17 protein-coding genes are annotated in these 19,853 nt (G+C 74.5%); 7 read left to right on the forward strand and 10 right to left on the reverse strand.

The window, feature by feature from the left end:
- Positions 1-124: 124 nt before the first annotated feature.
- From JW613_RS01070 to JW613_RS01110, 9 genes are all read right to left on the reverse strand, one after another.
- Positions 125-808, reverse strand: coding sequence for a class I SAM-dependent methyltransferase (locus tag JW613_RS01070; protein ID WP_209208780.1), 684 nt, complete (start codon positions 806-808; stop codon positions 125-127).
- A complete protein-coding gene (locus tag JW613_RS01075) occupies positions 805-1,521 on the reverse strand; it encodes a TIGR04282 family arsenosugar biosynthesis glycosyltransferase (protein WP_209208781.1) in 717 nt (238 codons plus the stop codon). The genes JW613_RS01070 and JW613_RS01075 overlap by 4 nt, the downstream gene beginning before the upstream one ends.
- Before the next feature lie 36 nt (positions 1,522-1,557).
- A complete protein-coding gene (locus JW613_RS01080; RefSeq protein ID WP_209208782.1) occupies positions 1,558-2,760 on the reverse strand; it encodes a GNAT family N-acetyltransferase in 1,203 nt (400 codons plus the stop codon).
- 30 nt (positions 2,761-2,790) lie between these two features.
- Positions 2,791-3,945 (reverse strand): DegT/DnrJ/EryC1/StrS family aminotransferase, encoded by a 1,155-nt coding sequence (locus tag JW613_RS01085; protein WP_209208783.1) that lies wholly within the window; start codon positions 3,943-3,945, stop codon positions 2,791-2,793.
- Positions 3,945-4,460, reverse strand: coding sequence for a cupin domain-containing protein (locus JW613_RS01090; protein ID WP_209208784.1), 516 nt, complete (start codon positions 4,458-4,460; stop codon positions 3,945-3,947). The genes JW613_RS01085 and JW613_RS01090 overlap by 1 nt, the downstream gene beginning before the upstream one ends.
- Positions 4,461-4,521: 61 nt before the next feature.
- Positions 4,522-5,448, reverse strand: a complete 927-nt coding sequence (locus JW613_RS01095) for a transglutaminase-like domain-containing protein (RefSeq protein WP_209208785.1) — start codon at positions 5,446-5,448, stop codon at positions 4,522-4,524.
- The gene (locus JW613_RS01100; protein WP_209208786.1) at positions 5,445-6,623 is read right to left on the reverse strand and encodes a class II D-tagatose-bisphosphate aldolase non-catalytic subunit; all 1,179 of its coding nucleotides are present in this window, start codon (positions 6,621-6,623) and stop codon (positions 5,445-5,447) included. Before JW613_RS01100 ends, JW613_RS01095 begins: the two co-directional genes overlap by 4 nt.
- Positions 6,624-6,676: 53 nt before the next feature.
- Positions 6,677-7,891: a glycosyltransferase family 2 protein gene (locus JW613_RS01105; protein ID WP_209208787.1), complete on the reverse strand. Its 1,215-nt coding sequence runs from the start codon at positions 7,889-7,891 to the stop codon at positions 6,677-6,679.
- 301 nt (positions 7,892-8,192) lie between these two features.
- Positions 8,193-8,876, reverse strand: a complete 684-nt coding sequence (locus JW613_RS01110) for a helix-turn-helix transcriptional regulator (RefSeq protein WP_209208788.1) — start codon at positions 8,874-8,876, stop codon at positions 8,193-8,195.
- Between the two features lie 339 nt (positions 8,877-9,215).
- Between JW613_RS01110 and JW613_RS01115 the strand changes: the two genes are divergently transcribed.
- Entirely contained in the window at positions 9,216-10,898 is a 1,683-nt protein-coding gene (locus tag JW613_RS01115) for a hypothetical protein (RefSeq protein ID WP_209208789.1), read from the forward strand.
- A gap of 133 nt (positions 10,899-11,031) precedes the next feature.
- Here JW613_RS01115 and JW613_RS01120 read toward each other — a convergent pair whose 3' ends face one another.
- A complete protein-coding gene (locus JW613_RS01120; protein ID WP_307865738.1) occupies positions 11,032-11,532 on the reverse strand; it encodes an anthrone oxygenase family protein in 501 nt (166 codons plus the stop codon).
- Positions 11,533-11,765: 233 nt separating this feature from the next.
- Here JW613_RS01120 and JW613_RS01125 point away from each other — a divergent pair, with 233 nt between their 5' ends.
- Genes JW613_RS01125 through JW613_RS01150 form a run of 6 tightly spaced genes read left to right on the forward strand, consistent with a single transcriptional unit; the run spans position 11,766 to position 19,853 of the window.
- Positions 11,766-13,010 (forward strand): glycosyltransferase, encoded by a 1,245-nt coding sequence (locus JW613_RS01125; RefSeq protein ID WP_209208790.1) that lies wholly within the window; start codon positions 11,766-11,768, stop codon positions 13,008-13,010.
- Positions 13,007-14,668: an exopolysaccharide biosynthesis polyprenyl glycosylphosphotransferase gene (locus tag JW613_RS01130; protein WP_209208791.1), complete on the forward strand. Its 1,662-nt coding sequence runs from the start codon at positions 13,007-13,009 to the stop codon at positions 14,666-14,668. Before JW613_RS01125 ends, JW613_RS01130 begins: the two co-directional genes overlap by 4 nt.
- Positions 14,665-16,131 (forward strand): O-antigen ligase family protein, encoded by a 1,467-nt coding sequence (locus JW613_RS01135; RefSeq protein ID WP_372447878.1) that lies wholly within the window; start codon positions 14,665-14,667, stop codon positions 16,129-16,131. Before JW613_RS01130 ends, JW613_RS01135 begins: the two co-directional genes overlap by 4 nt.
- Entirely contained in the window at positions 16,128-17,879 is a 1,752-nt protein-coding gene (gene murJ / locus JW613_RS01140; RefSeq protein WP_307865740.1) for a murein biosynthesis integral membrane protein MurJ, read from the forward strand. Before JW613_RS01135 ends, murJ begins: the two co-directional genes overlap by 4 nt.
- Positions 17,869-18,639 (forward strand): polysaccharide deacetylase family protein, encoded by a 771-nt coding sequence (locus JW613_RS01145; protein WP_209208793.1) that lies wholly within the window; start codon positions 17,869-17,871, stop codon positions 18,637-18,639. The genes murJ and JW613_RS01145 overlap by 11 nt, the downstream gene beginning before the upstream one ends.
- Complete coding sequence (locus tag JW613_RS01150; protein ID WP_209208794.1) at positions 18,636-19,853, forward strand: glycosyltransferase; 1,218 nt, start codon at positions 18,636-18,638, stop codon at positions 19,851-19,853. The genes JW613_RS01145 and JW613_RS01150 overlap by 4 nt, the downstream gene beginning before the upstream one ends.

A 19,853-nucleotide genomic window follows, 5' to 3' on the forward strand; every position in this document is an offset into this window, starting at 1 on the left:
GGCGTGGGCGGCCAGGACGACGGCGGGCGCGCGCCCACCGCGGCCGGCGCGGCCGAGGCCTCGAAGAAGCTCCCGCCGGGCGCGCAGGCCGTGCGCCGCGGGTCCGAGGGTGCGGCCCGGTCGGCTATCCGGGAGCGGGGCGCGGAAATCGGTCGCGGCGCAGCGCGGTGAAGTCGCGGGTGTCCTTCGACCAGGTGTCCTCCGGGCTCCAGCCGGTGGCGCGGGCGACGCGGTGCAGGGCCGGGGTGCCCAGACGCGCCCAGGGGAACGGCGTTCCCCTGGTGCCGCGGGCGTTCTCCATCCAGACCTGGAGCCGTTCGTCCACGTCCTCCCCCGCCACCTCCACCAGCAGCAGACCTCCGGGCCGTACCAGGCGGGCGACGCGGCGCAGCAGCAGCGCGGGGTCGCCGCCGATGCCGAGGTTGCCGTCGATGAGCAGCGCGGTGTCCCAGGTGCCGGGTGTGGGCAGCGGGTCGAAGACGGAGCGGCGCAGGGCCCGTCCGCCGCGCAGCACGGTGCGGGAGACGGCCGCCGCGTTGACATCGATGCCGAGCGAGGTGTGCCCGTACTCGCCCAGCGCCGCCACGAGGCGGCCGGGACCGCAGCCGATGTCGAGCACGGTGCCCTGGCAGCGGTCCAGGACGGTCAGGTCGGCCGCGTCGGCGACGGCACACCAGCGCTCCACGTCCAAGGTGAGCGACCAGCCCCCGTGGGCGCGCAGATAGAGCGGGCCGCAGCCGAGGCCGAGCGCTTCGGTGTAGGGGTCCTCGGTCCAGGAGCCGGTGTCGGCGCGCCCCTGCCCTCTCATGCCTCCGCCACCCCTGGCGCACCCCGGGGCGGGGCGGTCGGCGCGTGGCCCGGGCCCAGCAGCCGCCGCAGCCGCGCGAGTTCGGCGGCGAAGAGGCTCCCGGGGGCCTGGGCGGCGACCGCGGCCGCGTCGTCCGGTTCGTCCACGTCCCGCAGTTGCGGCAGGTCCCCCACGCGCAGTCCGGCGGCCACGAGCCGGGCGCGCTGCACCGCCCCGGTGGTGGCGGTGGACATGGGGACGCCGCGCAGCAGTGCGGGGTCGGGCGCGGCAAGGCCGAGCGCCCAGAAGCCGCCGTCGGCCGCCGGGCCGAAGTAGGCGTCGTGGTGCTGCCAGGCGTGCGGCCGGGTGGCGGGCGCGAGCAGCGCGGGGGTGAGTTGCGGGGTGTCCATGCCGACGAGCAGCGCGGGTCCCTCGCACAGCGCGAAGGCCGCGGCCAGCCGCTCGTCCAGGCCGCCGTCGGCCTGCGGCACGATCTCGATGCGGTCGCCGCCCTCGTCCGTGCCCGGCAGCCAGGGGCCCGGGCTGCCGTCCAGCACCAGGACCCGGCGGCAGGCGGGCGTCGCCAGCGCGGTGCGCAGGGTGTCGGTGAGCGCGGCGGAGGCGAGGGCCGCGGCCCCCTGCGGGGTGAAGGCGGGCGCGAGGCGGGTCTTGGCGCGGCCCGCGCGGGGCTCCTTGGCCATGACGAGCAGCGTGGTGGGCTCCGGCACCGGCATCACGCGTCCTCGGTCGGGGGGTGGTGGGCGATCACGTCAGAAGCTCTCGGGCAGCCAGGGCGCGGGCCCGGCGGCCAGCGCGTCCAGCAGGGCGAGGTCGCGTCCGTCGCCGTCGGCCATGCCCAGCCGGGCCGCCTGCCGCAACGGCAGTCCGCCCGCATACCAGGCGGCGAGCGTCGCCGAGGGCAGCCGCACGGTGCGGGGCGAGGGGTGGCTGCCGCGCTGGGCGTGCAGCAGACCGTCCTCGAAGGTGAGCGCGTACGGCGCCGTCCTGCCCTCCGGGGAGACGACCTCCAGCCCCAGGCCGCCCCGGGGCTGCGGGTCCCAGCCGCGGGCCTGAAGGGCGCGGCGTACGTCGAGCAGCCGCAGCACCCACGGGTACCAGCCGTCCTCGCGCACCGCGTACCGGCTCAGCGCCCACTGGAGCGGGCTGGGGCGGGGCAGTACGGAGCGGCGGAAGCGGATCTCACGGACCTGGGGCGAGCGGGCGCCGACGGCCGCCAGCAGGGCGGGCAGCGCGTCCAGTCCTTCGTGCCACAAGTCGTGGACGACGGCGGTGACGCCCCATGGGCGGTGCGGTTCGACGGTGACGGTGGCGTATCCGGCCAGGTCCCCGCGCCGGGAAGCGCTGCCCGTCCCGGTGCGGGAGTCCTCGGGTACGACGCCGAGTGTCAACGCCCCCTCGGTGACGCGCTGCCGCCAGCCGTGCCACCAGGCGGGGCGCCGCAGCGGCCCGTTCCAGCCGGGGCTCAGGCGCTCCCGCAGCCGGGCGCAGGCGGCCTCGTCCGGGACGACCGTCTCGTATCCGGGCGGCGGGGCGGGGAGTTCGGCCGGGTCGAACACGTAGCTGGAGGCCACGGCTGCGGCCTCCCAGCCCCACCGCCGGTACATCCCCGGCGCCGGCGTCCAGGCGCAGGCCAGCACCGCGCCGTGCTCGCCGCGCAGCCGGTCGGTGCCCTCCTCGGTGAGGCGGCGGGCGAGTCCGGCGCCGCGTTCCCAGGGCGCGACCGCGAGCCAGGCCACGCCACCGGAGGGCACCGGGCGGCCGCCGAAGTGCTGGGCGAAGGGCAGGAAGAGTCCGCCGCCCAGCACCTGGGTTCCGCGTACGGCCACTGTTGCGACGCCGTGGGCGCGCAGGGTGGCATGGTCGTAGGGGACCTTGCCGAAGGCGTGCCGCGTCTGTGCGAGGTAGCCCTCGAACTCGGCGTCGTCGGCGGCCGTGCGGACGCGGGTCTCCATCAGCTCGGTGTCTCCCTCATCCGACCCTGTTCATCTGCTGCGCCCTCCACCCGCCATGGAGGTGAAGTAGCCGGTGACCGCGTCGCACACCTGGCCGATCTCCCGTGCGTCCAGGTCGGGCCGGATGGGCAGGCAGAGGGTCTGCCGGGACAGCTCCTGAGCGACCGGGCAGGGGTGGCGCTGGGCGGCGGGTGAGGCCAGCGCAGGCTGGTGCGGCAGCGGAACGGGGTAGCGGACGACGGCGTCGATGCCGGAGGCGATCAGATGCTCCAGCAGTCCGTCGCGCTCCTGTTCGCTCCGGGTGCGCACCTGGAAGAGGTGGTAGACGTGCTCGCCTTCCTCCCCGGGGTGCTGGAAGCGCAGCGGGAGTCCGGCCAGCCGCTCGCGGTAGGTGGCGGCGGCCTCGGCGCGGCGGGCGTTCCAGGCGTCGAGCCGGTCGAGCTTGTGCAGCAGGACCAGGGCCTGGAGGGTGTCGAGGCGGGAGTTGTAGCCCAGGATCTCGTGCCGGTTCTGGTGCGGCTGACCGAAGTGCCGCAGCAGTCGCAGCCGTTCGGCCAGTTCGCCGTCCTGGACGCTGATCGCTCCGGCGTCACCGGCCGCGGCCAGATTCTTGGAGGGTGCAAAGCTCCAGCAGCCCGCAGCGGAGGCGGTGCCGACCCGCACACCGTGGCTGCGGGCCCCGATGGCCTGGGCGCAGTCCTCGATGAGCGTAACGCCCGCGTCGTGCGCGAGGCGCCGGGCGCGGGGCACGTCCGCCGCCTTGCCGAACATGTGGACGAGGATGACGGCGCGGGTGCGCTCGGTGACCGCGGCCGGAAGCTGGTCGAGGTCCATCAGGAAGTCGTCGTCGCGGCAGTCCACATACACGGGGGTGGCGCCGCGCCGGGCGATGGCCTGCGCAGTGGCGTGGAAGGAGTTGGCGACGGTGACGACCTCGTCGCCCGGCCCGATCCCGAGCGCGTCGAGCGCCAGGATCAGTGCGTCCGTGCCGGAGTTGACGCCGACGGTGTGCGCCGCGCCCAGATAGCCGGCCAGCCGGCCTTCGAACTCGGCGACCTCCTGGCCCAGCACATAGCCGCCGCGCAGCAGCAGTTCCTCGATCCGGGACAGCAGCTCCCGCTCCCCGCCCTCGAACTGGGCGGGGTAGCGGTACTTGGGCACCCGGAACCCACCGGAGCCGCCCATCAGCGCTCGCCGTGCTCGTCGTCTATCCGGCCGTCGCCCCGGCCGTAGTCGTCCTCCAGGCGGACGTTGTCCGAGCCGTCGTCGTAGGTGGAGACCTCCACCAGCACGATGTCGGTGACCCCCTCCACCCGGTGCACCGCCCCCGGGTCGACGTGCGCGAGCGTCCCGGCGGGCATCGGCAGTCGCAGGGTCTCGCCGTCACGGGTCTCGCGGTAGTGCATCACCGCCTCGCCCTCCAGGATGAAGTAGCTCTCCCGCTTGTGCTCGTGGTACTGGAGGGAGGTGCGGTGGCCCGCCTTGATCCGGATGAACTTGAAGCCGTAGGGGCCGTTGGGCTCCTCCTCGTGCAGCCAGCGCTCCTGGCCCCACAGCTTGACGACCTTCTTGGTGTCGGCGAACTCGAAGACCCGTACGCCGGGGGCCACTTCCCGGGCCGCGCGTGCCTCGTGGGCCCCGGTGTCGCCCTCGGGCTCGCTGATGGCGGTGAAGCCGACGTCGGTGGTGGGGCTGCCCATGTGCGGTCCTTCCATGAGGGTGGGTGGTACGCCGGGTGGCCCGGCAGGGCTCGGCGGGTGGCTAGTGCGCCGAGATGTGCAGCGGCGCCTGGCCGCCGTGGTCGCGTACGACGGGGAAGAACACCTCGGGCGGCCAGGTCAGCAGGTGCCAGACGATGCCCGCGACCGAGCGGTTGTACGGCCAGCCGGCGGGGTCGGTCAGGCCCCAGCGCGAGAACGCGGTCAGCAGCACGGGGTCGGCCGGGACCCACGCGCCGTCCAGCTCGAACTCCACCCAGTGGTGCAGCGTGGTGAACGGCGGTGCGACCAGCAGCCCGGCGCCGTGCCGGGCCCGGATGCCGCGCCGCCCGGCCTCCCGCAGCAGCAGCCGGGTCGGAATCAGACAGTTGGCCAGCCGGGTCTCGCGGGAGAAGCCCTCGTCCTCGATGACCCCGTCGGGAAGGACGTACAGCTCCCAGTCGGCGACGAGCGAGAGCAGGTCGGAACGGTCCTCGTCGAAGACATGGGTGTTGGACGGCAGCTGGGCCCGCACCGTGAACACGCCGGGCGAGGACTCGCGCAGGCTGCCGGGTTCGCTGTGCTCGCCCAGCCCCGAGACGGGGGTGAAGGCGCACTCCCCCGGGTGGCCCGGATCGGCGCACGAAGCGCGCAGCTCCAGCTCGTGGAGGTGCCGCTCGCCCTTGCGGGCCACCTCGTCCATGGCCTGTGCCTTGCGGGTGAGGGCCTGGAAGTAGGGCGAGGGCAGGTTCAGATAGGTGCTGATGTTGTGCAGGTCGGTGCGCTCGAAGCGGCGCTGGTCCCCCTCGCCCCGGTGCGGCAGCCCGTGGTCGAGGAGTGCTTCGAGCAGGGCGGGGCCGATGGCCCAGGTCTCCGCGGCGAAGGCGGCGTCCTTGGTGAACGTACGGTGCCGGTCGGGAACGCGCAGAATCCGGTCGACGGCCTCCTGCAGCGTGCCGGGTGCGTAGAGGTGGGTCATAAAAGCGCTCACCGGGTCCCCTCGGCGGTCCGCTCGACGGGCTGCCCGTCCACCCGGTCGGCGGCCTGTCCGCCGGCCCGCTCCACGGCCCGCAGCGCGGACTCGATGCGCTCGGCCACCGCGTCCCGCAGCACCGCCTCCAGGGGCGGCCTGCCCCGCGCGGCGAGGGCAGCTGCGGCCTCCTCGCGGATGCGCAGCCCCCCCTCGGTACGGAAGACGTAGTGGCCGGCGATGACGGCGCGCTCGACATCGGTCGCGGTCGTCGGGTCCAGCATCCATTTGCGCCACTTGCCGCTGTCGTAGGCCAGCCGCAGGAAGTCCTCCTTGGCGCGGTGCAGCGCCAGCTCGTCCAGGACGCGCAGCAGGGCGCGGGTCTCGGCGACGCCGTACTCCGGCGCGACGTTGAACGCGTCCACCCCGGCACGCAGCAGCAGCGCCGTCTCCTCGGTGGTGAGGTAGTCGCAGTTGTGCGCCTTGAGCCGGACGCCTTCCTGGTGGCAGGTGGCGGCCAGGGTGGACACCTGACGCAGCGTCTCGTCGCGGGCCCGCGGCTCGTGGAAGCGGCCGACGTTGCGCAGCTCGGCGACCTTGGTGCCGGTCTGCGCCACCACGTAGCGGGGCCGGGGCGCACCGGCGGCCTCGATGCCCTCCAGCACCAGGCGCAGGGCGGCCTTGAACTCGTCGGGGTCGTTGGTGGACACGTCCTGCGGCTCGAAGCCGATCTCGTAGGCGACGTCGGCACCGCGCGCCCGGGCCTCGGCGTGACAGCGCGCGTACAGCTCCACGAGGCGCGCGGCGGCGGTCTGGGCGGGCACCGGGCCGGTTCCGGGGCGGCCTTCGGAGGTGTCGATGTGCAGCAGCCCGAAACCGGCGTCGAGGTCGGCGGCGAAGGAGCGGACGCACGAGTCGAGGGCCTCGGCGGGCTCGGTGATGTCCGCCTCGGCGGTGTGCATCCAGGGGCCGCCGTGGTCACGGCACAGCAGCAGCAGCCCGTCCGGGTCGTGTTCTGTGACGTGGTCGGCGAACTCCTGCGTCGTCCAGCCCAGATAGCCGCCGCCGAACTCGGCCGCGTCCACCTGGCGGCGGCTGGGGATGAGCATGAGCGGGGTGCGGGTGCGCCGGGCGACGGTGAGCGCCGCGTCGACGGTGCAGCGCGAGACCGGGCCGATGCCGACCACAGGTTCCATGGGTGTCTTCCCCTGTTTCTCGAGGGTTTCAGCGCTCGACGCGGGGGGCCCGCTCAGCGCGGCTGCCGGGAGCGGAACTTCGTCAGATCACCGATCTCGGAGTCCGGCGGCCAAGTGCACCAGGGGAACGTCTCGTAGGCTCCGGCCCCCGCGCCCTCGGCGTCGAACCAGTCGGTGGCGCGCGCGTGGTGCAGGTGGACCATGCGGTCGCGGTGGCGGTCCAGACCACCGTGCAGGTCGGCCCGCCAGGTGAAGTCGTTGTCGGCGCCGCCCCAGCCGGCGGTGAACCGCTCGTCGTAGCCGCCGATCCGGGTGAAGAGGTTCTCCCGCAGCCATACGCAGGCGCCGGGGGTACGGCGCAGGAACACGCCGCGCAGCGCGTCCCTGTCCACGGCCGGGAGCTGCTCCAGGCAGCGCTCGGTGACGGCCTGATGGCTGGAGGCGGCATCGAGGTACAGCATGTCCTCGAACGGCCAGTGCGCCTGGGTGCCCGGTACCCGGAACCGTTCGACGGCACGCTCGACGAAGCCGCGGTCGACGAGGATGTCGGCTTCCAGCACACAGATCAGCTCGGCCGGGCGCGCACCGTGCACCACGCCCGCGTTGATGGTCCACGAGTAGTTGAACGGACCGGCGTTCTCCGCGAACAGATAGGTGTCGCACCAGGGGCCGTACAGACTCTCCCAGCGCGGCCGGGAGTCGGCCTCCACCACGACGACGCGGTAGCGGTCGCGCGGATGACTCTGGTCGTTGAGCGCGTGCAGTACGGCGGCCAGGTTGCGGGTGCGCTCACCCTCCTCGCCGCGCTCCCGGAAGGGGATCACCAAAGCCGCGTCCACAGGCCCGGTCGGCCTGGCCGCGGGCTTGCAGGTACGCAGGATCTGCGCGGCGTCGGGTGCGCCGAGCCCGGCGGGCCGCTCGGTGCCGGTCTGCATCCGCAGCCGGGAGCAGGTCTCCGCCTCCCGGACGAGGGCGGCGAGGCGCTCGGTCTCCGGCTCGTCGCCGGCCTGCGCGAGCCGGTCGGTCAGCAGCACCGTCAACCGGCGGCAGGCCTCGATGTCGGCGGGATCCTTCCCCACGGTCGCGGCCAGGGTGCGGACGTGTTCGTCGGGGACGGCCAGCACCGCGTCCTTGACGGCTCGGTGGGCGTCGCGGGACCAGGCCCAGAAGCCGGGAGCAGCCGACTGCGCGAACGGATCGGCGACGAGGGCGACACTGCTGACGGCGGCGTCCGCGAGAGTGGCGGGGTCCTGGTGCCTCCAGCTCATGGGGTCGGTCCTCTCGGCAGGGGGACGAAGGTGTTTCCGCCGCACGGGGAGAGCCCCTGGCGCTCGATCGACGGCCACCACCGGGGTGTTCGGCGCCGACCGCGGGCTCATCCTGCTCTCCGCTTCGGACCGCCGACAGCCCCGGACGACCGCCCACACTGAGCTGAGCGATCGGGGGTGGCCGATCGGGTAGCTCTGGTGGTCAGGGCACGGCACGCCGAACGGCCGGGCAGGGTCGGTCGCCCACCGCCCGGCCGAACGCCTTCCGGTTCCGCTCCGCGCAGGCCGCGCGGCGATCGGGTCAGTCGATGAGGCCCAGCTTGATCGCGGTGACCACGGCGGCCGTACGGTTCGCGGCGCCGAGTTTGAGCAGCACACTGCTCACCAGCCGCTTGACCCCGTGCTCGGAGATCCGCAGCTGCCGGGCGATCTGTTTGTTGCTGAGGCCGGCCACGAGGTGGGCGAGCACTTCCTGCTCGCGGGCCGTCAACCGCACCGTGCGGGCGGGCAGCAGATGCGCCGACTCGCCCGCGTGACTGAGCAGTTGGCGCCCCAGCCGCAGCGGCATCGGCATCTCGTCGGCGGCAAGTTGCCGCAGCGCCCGGTCCAGGGCCGCCGCCGTCAGCTCCTCGCGCAGCAGATAGCCGTCGGCGGGCAGCCGGGCGAGTGCCGAGTCGGACTCGGCGTCCGCGGGATCGAGCAGGACGAGGGTGCGCAGTCCCGGGTGGGCGTGGCGGAGCCGTCCGACGGGGGCCGGTGCGCTGTGCGAGCTGGAGAGGATCAGGACGTCGAACCTGGCCTCGGCCAGAGCCCCTTCGAGTGCGGCGGGGTGCGTGAACTGTGCGGCGCTTTCGACGACGGTCAGTTTCGGCAGCATCGCCTGGAGGCCGAGGCGGAGCAGTTCGGCCTCGACGTGTACGGCGACGGCCAGCCGGGTTTCGGTGGTGCGATCACTGGTGTCCGGCTTTTCCTGGATCTCGGTCATGCGGTTCACCCAATCCCCGTGTGAGGCCACCACCGGGCTGCGCGCAGTAGTGGTCTAGTCCTGAATGCCGCGAGCGATGATCCCGCAAACTCGGGCCCCGGGGAAGCGAGTTGGTGGAGTGACTGCCGGTGTTCCGCCCCGTCATTGTGGCGCCTGTTGCCTACCCGCGCCACGCGATCGGCGTAGACCGGACGTAGTTCGCACGTAGTTCGCCGTCCCGGCTCTGGCCTGCTGCCCGGTCCCGAGCTGTGCTGGTGGGACAGCGAACCCACCGGACACAGCCGCACCGGAGTGCGCAGCCCGACCGGCAGCCCCCGCAGCGGCAGATCGGGGCGTGACATGACGGCACCGGAACCCCCATCCGCACCGGAACCTCCCTCCGCACCGGCCCCCACCACGCCGACCCCCACCGCCGCGCCCCGGGCCGCCACCGGGCGCACCGGTCCGGGGGCGCCCTACACCGATCCGACCCTGGGCATCCCCGTCCCCACCTCCTGGCGCGGCGAGCCGCGCAACCGGCTGGTGACCATCGGCGACTCCCTGACCCAGGGCTTCCAAAGCTGCGCCGCCTTCCAGACACAGCTGTCGTACCCGGCGATCATCGCGCACGAGCTGGGCTGGGCCGAACACTTCCGCCATCCCTCCTTCGAGGGCTGCGGCGGGCTCCCCCTCAACCTGGAGATGCTGCTGCGCGACATCGAGGACCACTGCGGCCGGGCCATCGACTGGTGGGACACCCCCTCGGCGCTGTTCCGGGCCCGCCGCTTCATGGACAAGGTGGAGGACTACTGGGAGCGCGGCGCCGGCTGCGCTCCGGTGGCCGAAGAGGCCATCAACCACAATCTGGCCGTCTTCGGCTGGGACCTGCGGGACGCCCTGGACAAGTCGGCGGACGTCTGCCGCGAGATGATCGACGCCCCGCGCGACGATCTGGTACGGCAGGTGGTCAGCAGCCCGGGTGAGCGTGCGGCGTTGCGCACCCTTCCCACCCGGCCGCCGACCGCCGGGGCGCTCACCCAGGTGACGGCGGCTGCCGCACTGGGCGAGCAGACGGCCGGCACCCGGCACGGCGAGGCCACCGAGGACGGTGAGCGGGAGGCGGACCCGGAGCACGGCATCGAGACGCTGATCGTCTTCCTCGGCGCCAACAACGCGCTCTCCTCCGTCATCGAGCTCAAGGTCGTCTGGAGCGAGGAGGGCTACGACGATCTGCGCGAGAAGGCGCGCTTCACGGTGTGGCGGCCCGAACACTTCGCGGCCGAACTGCGGCAGTTGGCGGACGCGGTGGAGCGGATCAGGGCCCGGCACGTGATCTGGTGCACCGTCCCGCATGTCACCATCGCGCCGATCGCCCGGGGGGTGCGCGGCAAGCTGGAGCCCGGCTCGCGCTACTTCCCGTACTACACCCGCCCCTGGATCAGCGACAGTGCCTTCGATCCGGAGCGCGATCCCCATCTGACCGCGGAGCAGGCCCGCGCGGTGGACGCGGCGATCGACCAGTACAACGACGCGATGGCCGAGGTGGTGCGCGGGGCGCGGCAGGCCGGGCGGGACTGGTATCTGCTGGACGCCGCCGGGTTGCTGGATCGGTTGGCCTGCCGCCGCTACTTCGAGGACGAGGCGGCGCGGCCCGACTGGTGGACGCCGTATCCGCTCCCCCGCGAGTTGGCGGGGCTCGATCCGGTGCCCAATTCGCGTTTCCTGCTGAGCGACGGCGACCGGCGCAGCGACGGCGGGCTGTTCTCGCTGGACGGTGTGCACCCGACGACGGTCGCCTACGGCATCCTCGCCCAGGAGCTGATCGAGGTGATGCGGCGGGCGGGCGTGGAGTTCCGCACCCCCTACGGAGGCCGACCGCGCACCGGCCCGGTGCGGGTGGACTTCACCCGGCTGATGCGCCGTGACACCCTCATCAACCGCCCGCCGGCCAACGTCACCTCCGGTCTGGAGGCCATCGGATGGGCCGACGAGGCGCTGGACGTGCTGGCCAGGGCGCTGCGGTTCGGCCGCCGCGGCAAGTAGCGGTCGCGCAGGAGAGCGCACGGAACCGGCGAGCAGGTTCCCCGCCTCCTGGTCCGACAGCGGAAGCGCCGTGCGGTACACACATCGGGTGGTACGGACATCGGGCGGTACTACCGTATGGACATCGGTCCGCTCAGCCCCCGTTCCCGTACCGCACCAGCGCCCAGGCCAGACATCCGAAGGCGGCCGTGTTGCAGACGGTGCGGACGATGTTCCATCGGTGCCACGCGCTCTCGAAGCGCTCGCGCAGCGCGGCCAGCCCTTCGGCGCTGTCCGGCAGCCCGCCCGCGTCGAGCGCGTCGTTGAGCGGCACGTTGAACGCCATGGTGATCACCAGGACGGCCACGTACAGCACGGCCGCCGCGCCCACCCACCACACCGCGCCCCTGCTGCCGCCACCCCACAGCTGCAGTGCCCCGGTGGCGACGATCAGCAGCAGCGAACCCGCGAACAGCAGCAGGAACCAGCCGTTGAGGATGGCCGTGTTGATGCGTTGCATGCCCTCCACGAACGTCCGGTCCCCGGCGCGCCGCAGCCCCGGGAGGACCGCACAGGCGAAGCCGTAGTAGAGGCCCGCGCTCAACCCGGTCAGCAGCACGGCCCCCATCAGGGTCACCCCTTGCAGCACGCGCACACCCTCCCCCTCTCGTGGCGCCCGCGCTCTCGGTCGGCCGGGCTGTGCGCCCAGCCAACCGGGTGCGGGCCCGCGGCCCCATGGCCCGGACGCTCACGGGGATGTGCCGGCGTCGCACCCGCCACATGTGGGACCACTCGGTGAAAACCGGAAGATAACCGGCGCGCCGCTCAGGTTCGACAGTCGGATTTTGTCAAGGTCACTCTGCTTCATCTCGGGAGGCGGAGTCGTCCATGCCTGAATTGCCGGCACAGCGCACCGCTCGGTACGGCAGCGAGCCACGGGGGCGGATGACCGTCCTGCACCTCGCCCAGCCCGTCGAGGGTGGTGTGGCCCGCGTCGTCACCGATCTCGCCGCGGCCCAGACGGACGCCGGTCTGCACACCGTCGTGGCCTGCCCCGACGGCGGCCGGCTGGCGCACGCGGCGTCCGCGGCGGGCGCACGGACCGCGCGCTGGTCCGCCGTCCGGGAGCCCGGAGTGGGTGTGGCGGCCGAGGTGTACGACGTACGACGCCTGCTCCGTGCCGTACGCCCGGACCTGGTGCACGCGCACAGCGCCAAGGCGGGGCTCGCCGCACGCCTGGCGTTGCGCGGCAGGCTGCCCACCGTCTACCAGCCGCACGCCTGGTCCTTCGAGGCCGCGACGGGGCACACCGCGCGGCTGGCCCGCGCCTGGGAGCGGTATGCGGCCCGGTGGGCCGACCGGGTGCTGTGCGTGAGCCGGGCCGAACGGGACACCGGCACGGCAGCCGGTGTCCACGCCCGGTGGGCCGTGGTGCACAACGGCGTCGACACCGCACGCTTCACCGCCCCCGGGGCGCGGGAGACGGACCGGCGCGCGAGGCGGCTCGCGGCACTCGGCAAGCTGCCACCGACCGCCGTGCGGGATCTGCCGCCCTCGGCGGTGCTGGTGGTGTGCGTCGGACGGCTGTGCGAGCAGAAGGGCCAACGCACCCTGCTGACCGCCTGGCCGCGGATCGCGGCACGGGTTCCGGACGCCCGGCTGGTGCTCGTCGGAGACGGCCCCGACCGGGAGCCGCTGCGCCGCGCCGCTCCGCCAGGAGTGGTGTTCGCGGGCGCCAGCGACGCGGTGCGCGACTGGTACGCCGCCGCCGACCTGGTGGTGCTGCCCTCCCTGTGGGAGGGCATGGCACTGACCCCGCTGGAGGCGATGGCGTGCGGCAGCCCGGTGGTCGTCAGCGACGTCGCCGGGTCCCGCGAACTGCTGCCACCCGGCCAGGAGGCCGGCTGCCTGGTGCCGCCGGCTGCCCCGGAAGCGCTCGCGGACGCGGTGGCACGGCTCGCGCTCGATCCCCGGCTGCGCGCGGAGTTGGCCGGAGCGGCCGTCGCACACGTACGCGACCGGTTCGACGTGCGCAACACGGCGGCGGCCGTGCTGGAGCTCTACCGGGAGGTGCTACGGGAGCGTGGGACGAGGGTGACCGTCCCGGCCGCGGAATGGGCGGGTATGCGATGACCACGGACAGCTCGGCCGGCGCCCAGGGCCCGCACAGCGCCGCGGGACCGGCCGGAACTCCCGCACGGCGCCCGGTCCGTGCCGCTCCCGTCGTCCCTCGCCCGGTGTCCGGCGCGGGCGGCGAAGTCGACGGGCGGGCCGCAGCCGGCGGACCGGCCCCGGCCCTCTCGCTGCCGTCGGCCCGCACCCCGGTGCCGATGCCACCGGCCCGGTGCGCGGCGCGGCGCCCCCGGGCGGCCCTGCCGCTGGCCGCCGCCGATGTGGCGGGCACCGCAATCGCCGTACTGGCCTGCGCGGGGGCGGCCGGGGCGCCGCTGCTGCAGGCCGCCGCCTGCACGAGCCTGCCGGCCCTGTGTGCGCGAGCGGGCCTGTACCGGCCCGGGCTCGACCCCCGGGCGCTCGACGAACTCCCGGCGCTCAGCAGGCGGGTGGTCATCGCCTGGTGCGTCGGTGTCACCGTGCTCGCCGCCTGCGACCGCACCGGGACGGTGAGCCTCAGCGGTCTGCTCGCCGGTATCGCCGCCAACGCGGTACTGGTGTGCGCGTTCCGCGCGCTGGTGCACGCGGTGCGCCGCCGCCGGGGACGGAGCAGACCGCGTGCGGCACTGGTCGTGGGGCAGGGCGAGACGGCGCAGGCGGTGACCGCCGCGCTCGCGACACGCTCGCGGTACGGACTACGGCCCGTGGCACTGGTCGAGCCGGGCCCCACCGAGACAGCCGGCCCCGCCCGCCCGGACGGCACCCCCGACGCGCCGGACGCGCCGGAGGCCCCGGGCCCGGGAGATGACCTCGCCGAGCGGTCGCGGCTGCCCGTCGCCACCACCTTGGAGGAGGTGGTGCGGGATGTCACCCGCCACCGCGTGCGGGACGCCGTCTTCGTACGGTCGCCCTGGGAGGACCCGCACACCGCGGCGCTGGCCGTGCTGCTGGGCGAGCGCGGGGTGACCGGCTGGCTGGTACGGCCCGGCTGCGCGCTGGGCGCACACGGCGGACACGCCCTCCCGGGCCGCGAGCGCACGACCGACACGCACCTTTGGGGCTTCTCCTGCCGTCGGCTGGAACTGGAGTGCCCACGGCCGCGCACCGGCCGGCGCAAGCGGCTGCTGGACATCGCACTCGTGGCCCCTGCACTGCTGCTGGCGGCACCGGTGATGGCCGGTTGCGCACTGGCTGTACGGCTGCTGGACGGTCCCCATGTGCTCTTCCGGCAGGAGCGCATCGGACAGGACGGGCGCCCGTTCACCCTGCTGAAGTTCCGCACCGTACGCCCCACCGACGCACACGAGTCGGCGACCCGGTGGACCGTCGCGGGAGACGCGCGTACGAGCCGCGTCGGCAGACTGCTGCGCCGCACCTCGCTGGATGAGCTGCCGCAGCTGTGGAACGTGCTGCGGGGCGACATGAGCCTGGTCGGGCCGCGTCCGGAACGCCCCTATTTCGTAAGCCGGTTCAGCAGGCTCCACGCGGGCTACGCGCAGCGGCACCGCGCCCCTGTCGGCATCACCGGGCTGGCGCAGATCCACGGGCTGCGCGGCGACACCTCCATCGCGGACCGGGCCCGGTTCGACAACCACTACATCGAGACCTGGTCGCTGTGGCAGGACGTGCGGATCATCTGCCGCACCGCCACCTCCCTCTTCCGGCTGGAGGGAAGGTGAGCGCGGTGGCCGAGAGCACCGCGCCGCCCTCGCGACCCGGACGGAGCGTGCTGTCCCTCGGGCTGTCCCACCTCGCCGCGCGCGGGCCCGCGGTACCCGTCGTGGTGACGGTGCTGCTGCTGTGCGTCCCGGCGGGCAGCGCCGGTCCGGGTGCACACCCCGGAGTGACCCCCGCGGATGTGTGCTCGGGCGTGCTGGTGGTCTGGTGCGCGGTCCGGCTGCTGCGCCGCAGTCCCCCTCGGCGGGCGACCGGGCGGCCCGCGCCACGCGCCCTGACACCGCTCGCCGTGCTGGTGCTGGGCGCCCCCGCGGCGGCCTTCGCCGTGACGACCGCCGCCTCGGCCGACCCCGCGGCGAGCCTTCCGGGCTTCGTGCGCTACCTCCAGCTGTTCGTCCTGGTCCCGGGTGCGGTGCTGCTGTCGCTGCGGGACGCGCGCGACGCCCGGCTGGTGTGCGGGGCGGTGGTGCTGCTGGCGCTGATCGAGGGCGGCGTCGGCGTCGTGCAGGCCTGCACCGGTACCGGCGCCTCCTACCAGGGCGAGCACGTCCGCGCGGTGGGCACCTTCGGCGCGCTGGACGTGATGGGCATGGCGACGGCCGTCTCGTACGGGCTGGTGACGGCACTGGCGTGCGGGCTCAACCCGCCCCAGAGCACCGGCCGGTGGCTGCGCCCCTGCGCGCTGGGCTGCGCCGTCGCGCTCGTCGTACCGCTGGCCCTCTCCTACAGCCGTGGCGCCTGGATCGCGACGGCGTCGGCGTGTCTGCTGCTGCTCGCGCTGCGCGGTGCCCGTACGACGGTGTGCGCGCTGGCCGCCGTGCTGGCCACAGGTGTGGTGCTGGTGGGCGGGTTGGGCGTGGCGACCCAGGAGTTGACCCAGCGGGCCCGCAGCATCACGGAGGTCTCCGACTCGCCGGACCGCTCCGTGACGGACCGGTACACCCTGTGGGGCGCGGCCGCGGACATCTGGCGGGAGTCCCCCGCCACCGGTGTCGGCCCCAAGGGGTTCCCCGAGCACCGCGACTCGCATGCGGCGTTGGAGCTGTCGTCCGGCAGCGACACGGCGGGCGCGGGAGTGCCCTTCCAGCGGGAGCCGCTGCTGTCACCGCACAACATGTATCTGCTCGTCCTCAGCGAGCAGGGACTGGTGGGCACGGTGGCGCTCGTCGGCTCCTGGGGCGCGCTGCTGGTGTGCGGGCTGCGGCGGCTGCGGGAGGCCCGGCGCGACGGCTTCGCCCGGCGCGCGGTCGACTGCGGTGCGGTGGCCACCGGCCTGCTGGTGTGGCAGGGCGTGGACTTCCTGTACGGGGACATCGGCGGCCCTTCGACCGTGCTGACCGCACTGGTGCTGGGAGTGGCCGCCTGGTGGGCGCTGTCGCCGGACGCCGGGGCGGAGACGGCAGGGCGGCGCACCGCCCGGCGGCTCGCCTCCGTGCCGTCGCCGGACAGGAGCCCCGCCCGGTGACCGGCCCCCGCCCCGCTCCCCTGCGACCGGTCCCTCCCCCGGCGGGCGGCCCGCCGACAGCGCCGGAGCGGCGACCGGAGTCCGCCCCGGGCAGGCAGCCGGAGCCCGCGCCGGGCAGGCAACCGGACGGCGCCGGCGAGGGGTCGACGCGGCTCGGCCGGTCCCTGGCCCGGGCCGCGGCCGTCACCGCCGGGCTGACGGCCGCCGGGTCGCTGTTCGGGCTGCTGCGGGACCAGGCCATCGCCCAGCTGTTCGGCGCGGACGCCGGCACCGACGCGTTCCTCGTCGCCTGGACCGTGCCCGAACTGGCCGCGACCCTGCTGATCGAGGACGCCATGGCACTGGTCCTCGTGCCCGCCTTCAGCCTCGCCCTCTCCCGCAGAGCGGCCGCAAGGGCCGGCGGGACGGAGGCGGACGGGACCGACCCCGTACGGGCGTTGGTGGCGGCCACGCTGCCCCGGCTGGCGCTGCTGCTGGCCTGCGCCGCCGGGCTGCTGGCGCTGAGCGCGCCGTACGTCGTACGGGTGCTGGCGCCCGGCCTGCCCGACGCGGGCACCGCGGTCGACTGTCTGCGGCTGACCGCGCTGACCGTGCTGACCTTCGGCCTCGCCGGGTACCTCAGTGCGGCGCTGCGCGCGCACCGGCACTTCGTGGCGCCCGCCGCGATCTATCTCGCCTACAACACCGGGATCATCGCGGTGATGTTCGCCGGGCACGGCCTGTGGGGCGTACGGGCCGCCGCGCTCGGGGTCGCGGTGGGCGGGGTGCTGATGGTGCTCGTCCAGCTGCCCGCATCCGTGACCCGGCTCCGCGCCCGGACCGAGGGCGTCCTTCGGGCCCGGGCCGGGCGAGCCGCGCGTGCGGTACGCGAGCACGCGCGCACCGGCACGCTCGTCGGCTTCGGGGTGCTGGCGCCGGTCGCCACGTTCGCGGTGAGCCGGCAGGCGCAGGTGTTCTTCGAGCGCTTCGTGGCCTCCTCCCTGCCCGCCGGTGCCATCTCGCACCTCAACTACGCGCAGAAGGTGGCCCAGTTGCCGATGGTGCTCTCCTTGATGGTGTGCACCGTCACGTTCCCCGTCGTGGCGCGTGCCATGGCCGACGGCGACGCCGCGGCGGCCCGGCGGCGGGTGGAGCGCGATCTGGCGCTGGCGGGGCTGGTGGTGCTCCTGGGCGCCGCGTACGTGGTCGCCTGCGCACCGCAGATCGTCGGGCTGCTCTTCGAGCGCGGCGCCTTCGAGGCGTCGGACACCGCGGCCACCGCCGCCGTGATGCGGGTCTACAGCTGCGGTCTGCTGGGGCACAGCATGGTCGGCGCGCTGGTCCGCCCGTTCTTCTCGGGGCCCCGCCCGCCCTGGTATCCGGCCGCGGCGATGGGCGCGGGGCTCGCCGTGACGGTGGGCGCCGGGGTGCCGGCGGCGGGTTGCTGGGGCGTCGGGGGCATCGCCGCGGCCAACGCCCTGGGCATCACCACCACCGCGGCGCTGCTGCTGCACGGGCTCGGAGCCCGGGTGGTGGCCATCGATGTGCCCCAGGTGGCGTCCGGGCTGCTGCGGCTGCTGGTGGCGGCAGGGACGGCCGCCGTCGCGGGCTGGGCCACCGCAGGGCTGTTCCCCGTGCTCCTGGCCGGTGCGGTCGTGGGAGGAGTCGTCGTACTGGTCACCTTCCTGGCCGTCGGACTGCTGGTGGGAGCGCCGGAGCTGCCGCACCTGTTCGCCACCGTCAAACGGAGGATCCAGCATGCCCGCTGAGACCCGCGGCCGAGTCCCTTGGCTGCTGATGTACCACTCGGTCGCCGAGTGCGCCGACGACCCGTACCGCATCACCGTCTCACCGGCACGGCTGGAGCGGCAGTTGCGCTGGCTGCGCGACCGGGGGCTGAGAGGGGTGAGTGCGGGGCAGCTGCTGCGGGCCCGCGCCGCCGGGCGGGACGGCGGACTGGTGGGGCTCACCTTCGACGACGGCTACGCCGACTTCCTGACCGCTGCCGTGCCGCTGCTGCACCGCTACGGGTGCACCGCGACCGCCTTCGTGCTGCCCGGACGGCTCGGCGGCGACAACGCCTGGGACGAACTCGGCCCGCGCAAACGGCTGCTGGACGCCGACGGCATCCGGGCGCTGGCCGCGGCGGGTATGGAGGTCGGCTCGCACGGACTGCTCCACACCGATCTGACCAAGGCCGACGACACCACCCTGGAGCGCGAGACGGCGCACAGCCGCACGCTGCTGGCACAGCTCACCGGAACGGCACCAGCCGGGTTCTGCTATCCGTACGGGACGCTCGACAGCAGGGCCGTCGACGCGGTGCGCGCTGCCGGTTACACATACGCCTGCGCCATCGACCCCGGCCCGCTCACCGGGATGCACGCGCTGCCGCGTGCCCACATCGGGGCGCGGGACACCTCCGTGCGGCTGTATCTGAAGAAGGTGCTGCATCCGCTGCGCCGCAGGCCGCTGCCCCACCCGCCGGCGCCCGGAGAGTCGGCCCTGGTGGACGGGGTGCGCCGATGAGGGTGCTGCACATCATCACCGGGCTCGGCGTCGGCGGCGCGGAGGAGCAACTGCGGTCGCTGCTGCGCCACTTGCCCGCCCACTCCGTACACGGCGAGGTCGTCACCCTCACCACGCCGGGCGCCGTGGCCGAGGGCATCCGCGCCGACGGCACCCGGGTGACCCATCTGGGCATGGCGGGCAACCGCGACCTGTCGGCACTGCCCCGGCTGGTGCGGCTGGTGCGCGCGGGCGGCTACGACCTGGTGCACACCCATCTGTACCGGGCCTGCGTCTACGGCAGGATCGCCGCGCGGCTGGCCGGGGTGCGCACGGTGGTGGCCACCGAGCACTCGCTGGGCGAGCACCTGCTGGAGGGCCGGCCCCTCACCCCCGCGGTCCGCGCTCTGCAGCTGGCCACCGAGCGGCTCGGCACCACGACCGTCGCCGTATCCGGCACGGTCGCCGACCGGCTGCGCCGCTGGGGTGTCCCCGAGGCGCGGCTGTGCACGGTGCCCAACGGCATCGACGCCGCCCGCTTCCGCTTCGACCCCGCCGTCCGCGACGCCGTACGGCAACGGCTGGGCCTGACGCCCGGCGCCTTCGTGGTGGCCGGGGTCGGCCGGCTGGTCGCGGGCAAACGCTTCGACACGCTGATCGACGCCGTCGCCGAGGTGCCCGGCGCGCGGTTGCTGCTGGCGGGTGACGGCCCCGAGCGCCCCGCGCTGCGCGCCCGCGCCGCCGCACTGGGCGTGGCGGACCGGGTGCTGCTGCTGGGGGCGTGCGCGGGCGGACTCGGAGGCGGCCCCGACCGCACCGCGGAAGCGCCGGATGTGCCCGGGGTGCTGGCAGCCGCCGATGTGTTCGTGTCGCCGTCCGAGGAGGAGTCCTTCGGGCTGGCCGCACTCGAAGCGCTCGCCGCCGGGCTGCCGGTGCTGTACGCGGCCTGCCCGGCGATCGAGGAACTGCCGCCCGAACAGGCCCCGGGCGCACGCCGGTTCGCGGGCCCTTCCGGGCAGGCGGACGCGTTGCGGGCGGTGCGGGCTGCCGGACCGCCGCGGCTGCCGGTTCCCCCCGTGGTCCACCGCTACGACATCGTCCACTGCGCGGAGCGGCTGGCGCGGGTGTACCGCACGGCGCTCGGCACCCGCCCGCGCGGCACCGGGCCCGGCCCGAGGGCCGCAGGCGCTGTGCCGTCGCCCTCAGCCCATGACAGTCCCCTGACATCGAGGTGA

The sequence above is a fragment of the Streptomyces smyrnaeus genome, from assembly GCF_017676345.1.
In the GTDB taxonomy this organism is placed as follows: domain Bacteria; phylum Actinomycetota; class Actinomycetes; order Streptomycetales; family Streptomycetaceae; genus Streptomyces; species Streptomyces smyrnaeus.

What these genes read in the sequence shown, in the direction of transcription:
- JW613_RS01125 (WP_209208790.1), top strand. Translation starts at nt 11,766, where the DNA reads ATGCCTGAATTGCCGGCACAGCGCACCGCTCGGTACGGCAGCGAGCCA.
- JW613_RS01075 (WP_209208781.1), bottom strand. Translation starts at nt 1,521, where the DNA reads ATGCCGGTGCCGGAGCCCACCACGCTGCTCGTCATGGCCAAGGAGCCC.
- JW613_RS01070 (WP_209208780.1), bottom strand. Translation starts at nt 808, where the DNA reads ATGAGAGGGCAGGGGCGCGCCGACACCGGCTCCTGGACCGAGGACCCC.
- JW613_RS01150 (WP_209208794.1), top strand. Translation starts at nt 18,636, where the DNA reads ATGAGGGTGCTGCACATCATCACCGGGCTCGGCGTCGGCGGCGCGGAG.
- JW613_RS01145 (WP_209208793.1), top strand. Translation starts at nt 17,869, where the DNA reads ATGCCCGCTGAGACCCGCGGCCGAGTCCCTTGGCTGCTGATGTACCAC.
- JW613_RS01105 (WP_209208787.1), bottom strand. Translation starts at nt 7,891, where the DNA reads ATGAGCTGGAGGCACCAGGACCCCGCCACTCTCGCGGACGCCGCCGTC.
- JW613_RS01090 (WP_209208784.1), bottom strand. Translation starts at nt 4,460, where the DNA reads ATGGGCAGCCCCACCACCGACGTCGGCTTCACCGCCATCAGCGAGCCC.
- JW613_RS01115 (WP_209208789.1), top strand. Translation starts at nt 9,216, where the DNA reads ATGACGGCACCGGAACCCCCATCCGCACCGGAACCTCCCTCCGCACCG.
- JW613_RS01110 (WP_209208788.1), bottom strand. Translation starts at nt 8,876, where the DNA reads ATGACCGAGATCCAGGAAAAGCCGGACACCAGTGATCGCACCACCGAA.
- JW613_RS01085 (WP_209208783.1), bottom strand. Translation starts at nt 3,945, where the DNA reads ATGGGCGGCTCCGGTGGGTTCCGGGTGCCCAAGTACCGCTACCCCGCC.
- JW613_RS01080 (WP_209208782.1), bottom strand. Translation starts at nt 2,760, where the DNA reads ATGGAGACCCGCGTCCGCACGGCCGCCGACGACGCCGAGTTCGAGGGC.
- JW613_RS01130 (WP_209208791.1), top strand. Translation starts at nt 13,007, where the DNA reads ATGACCACGGACAGCTCGGCCGGCGCCCAGGGCCCGCACAGCGCCGCG.
- JW613_RS01100 (WP_209208786.1), bottom strand. Translation starts at nt 6,623, where the DNA reads ATGGAACCTGTGGTCGGCATCGGCCCGGTCTCGCGCTGCACCGTCGAC.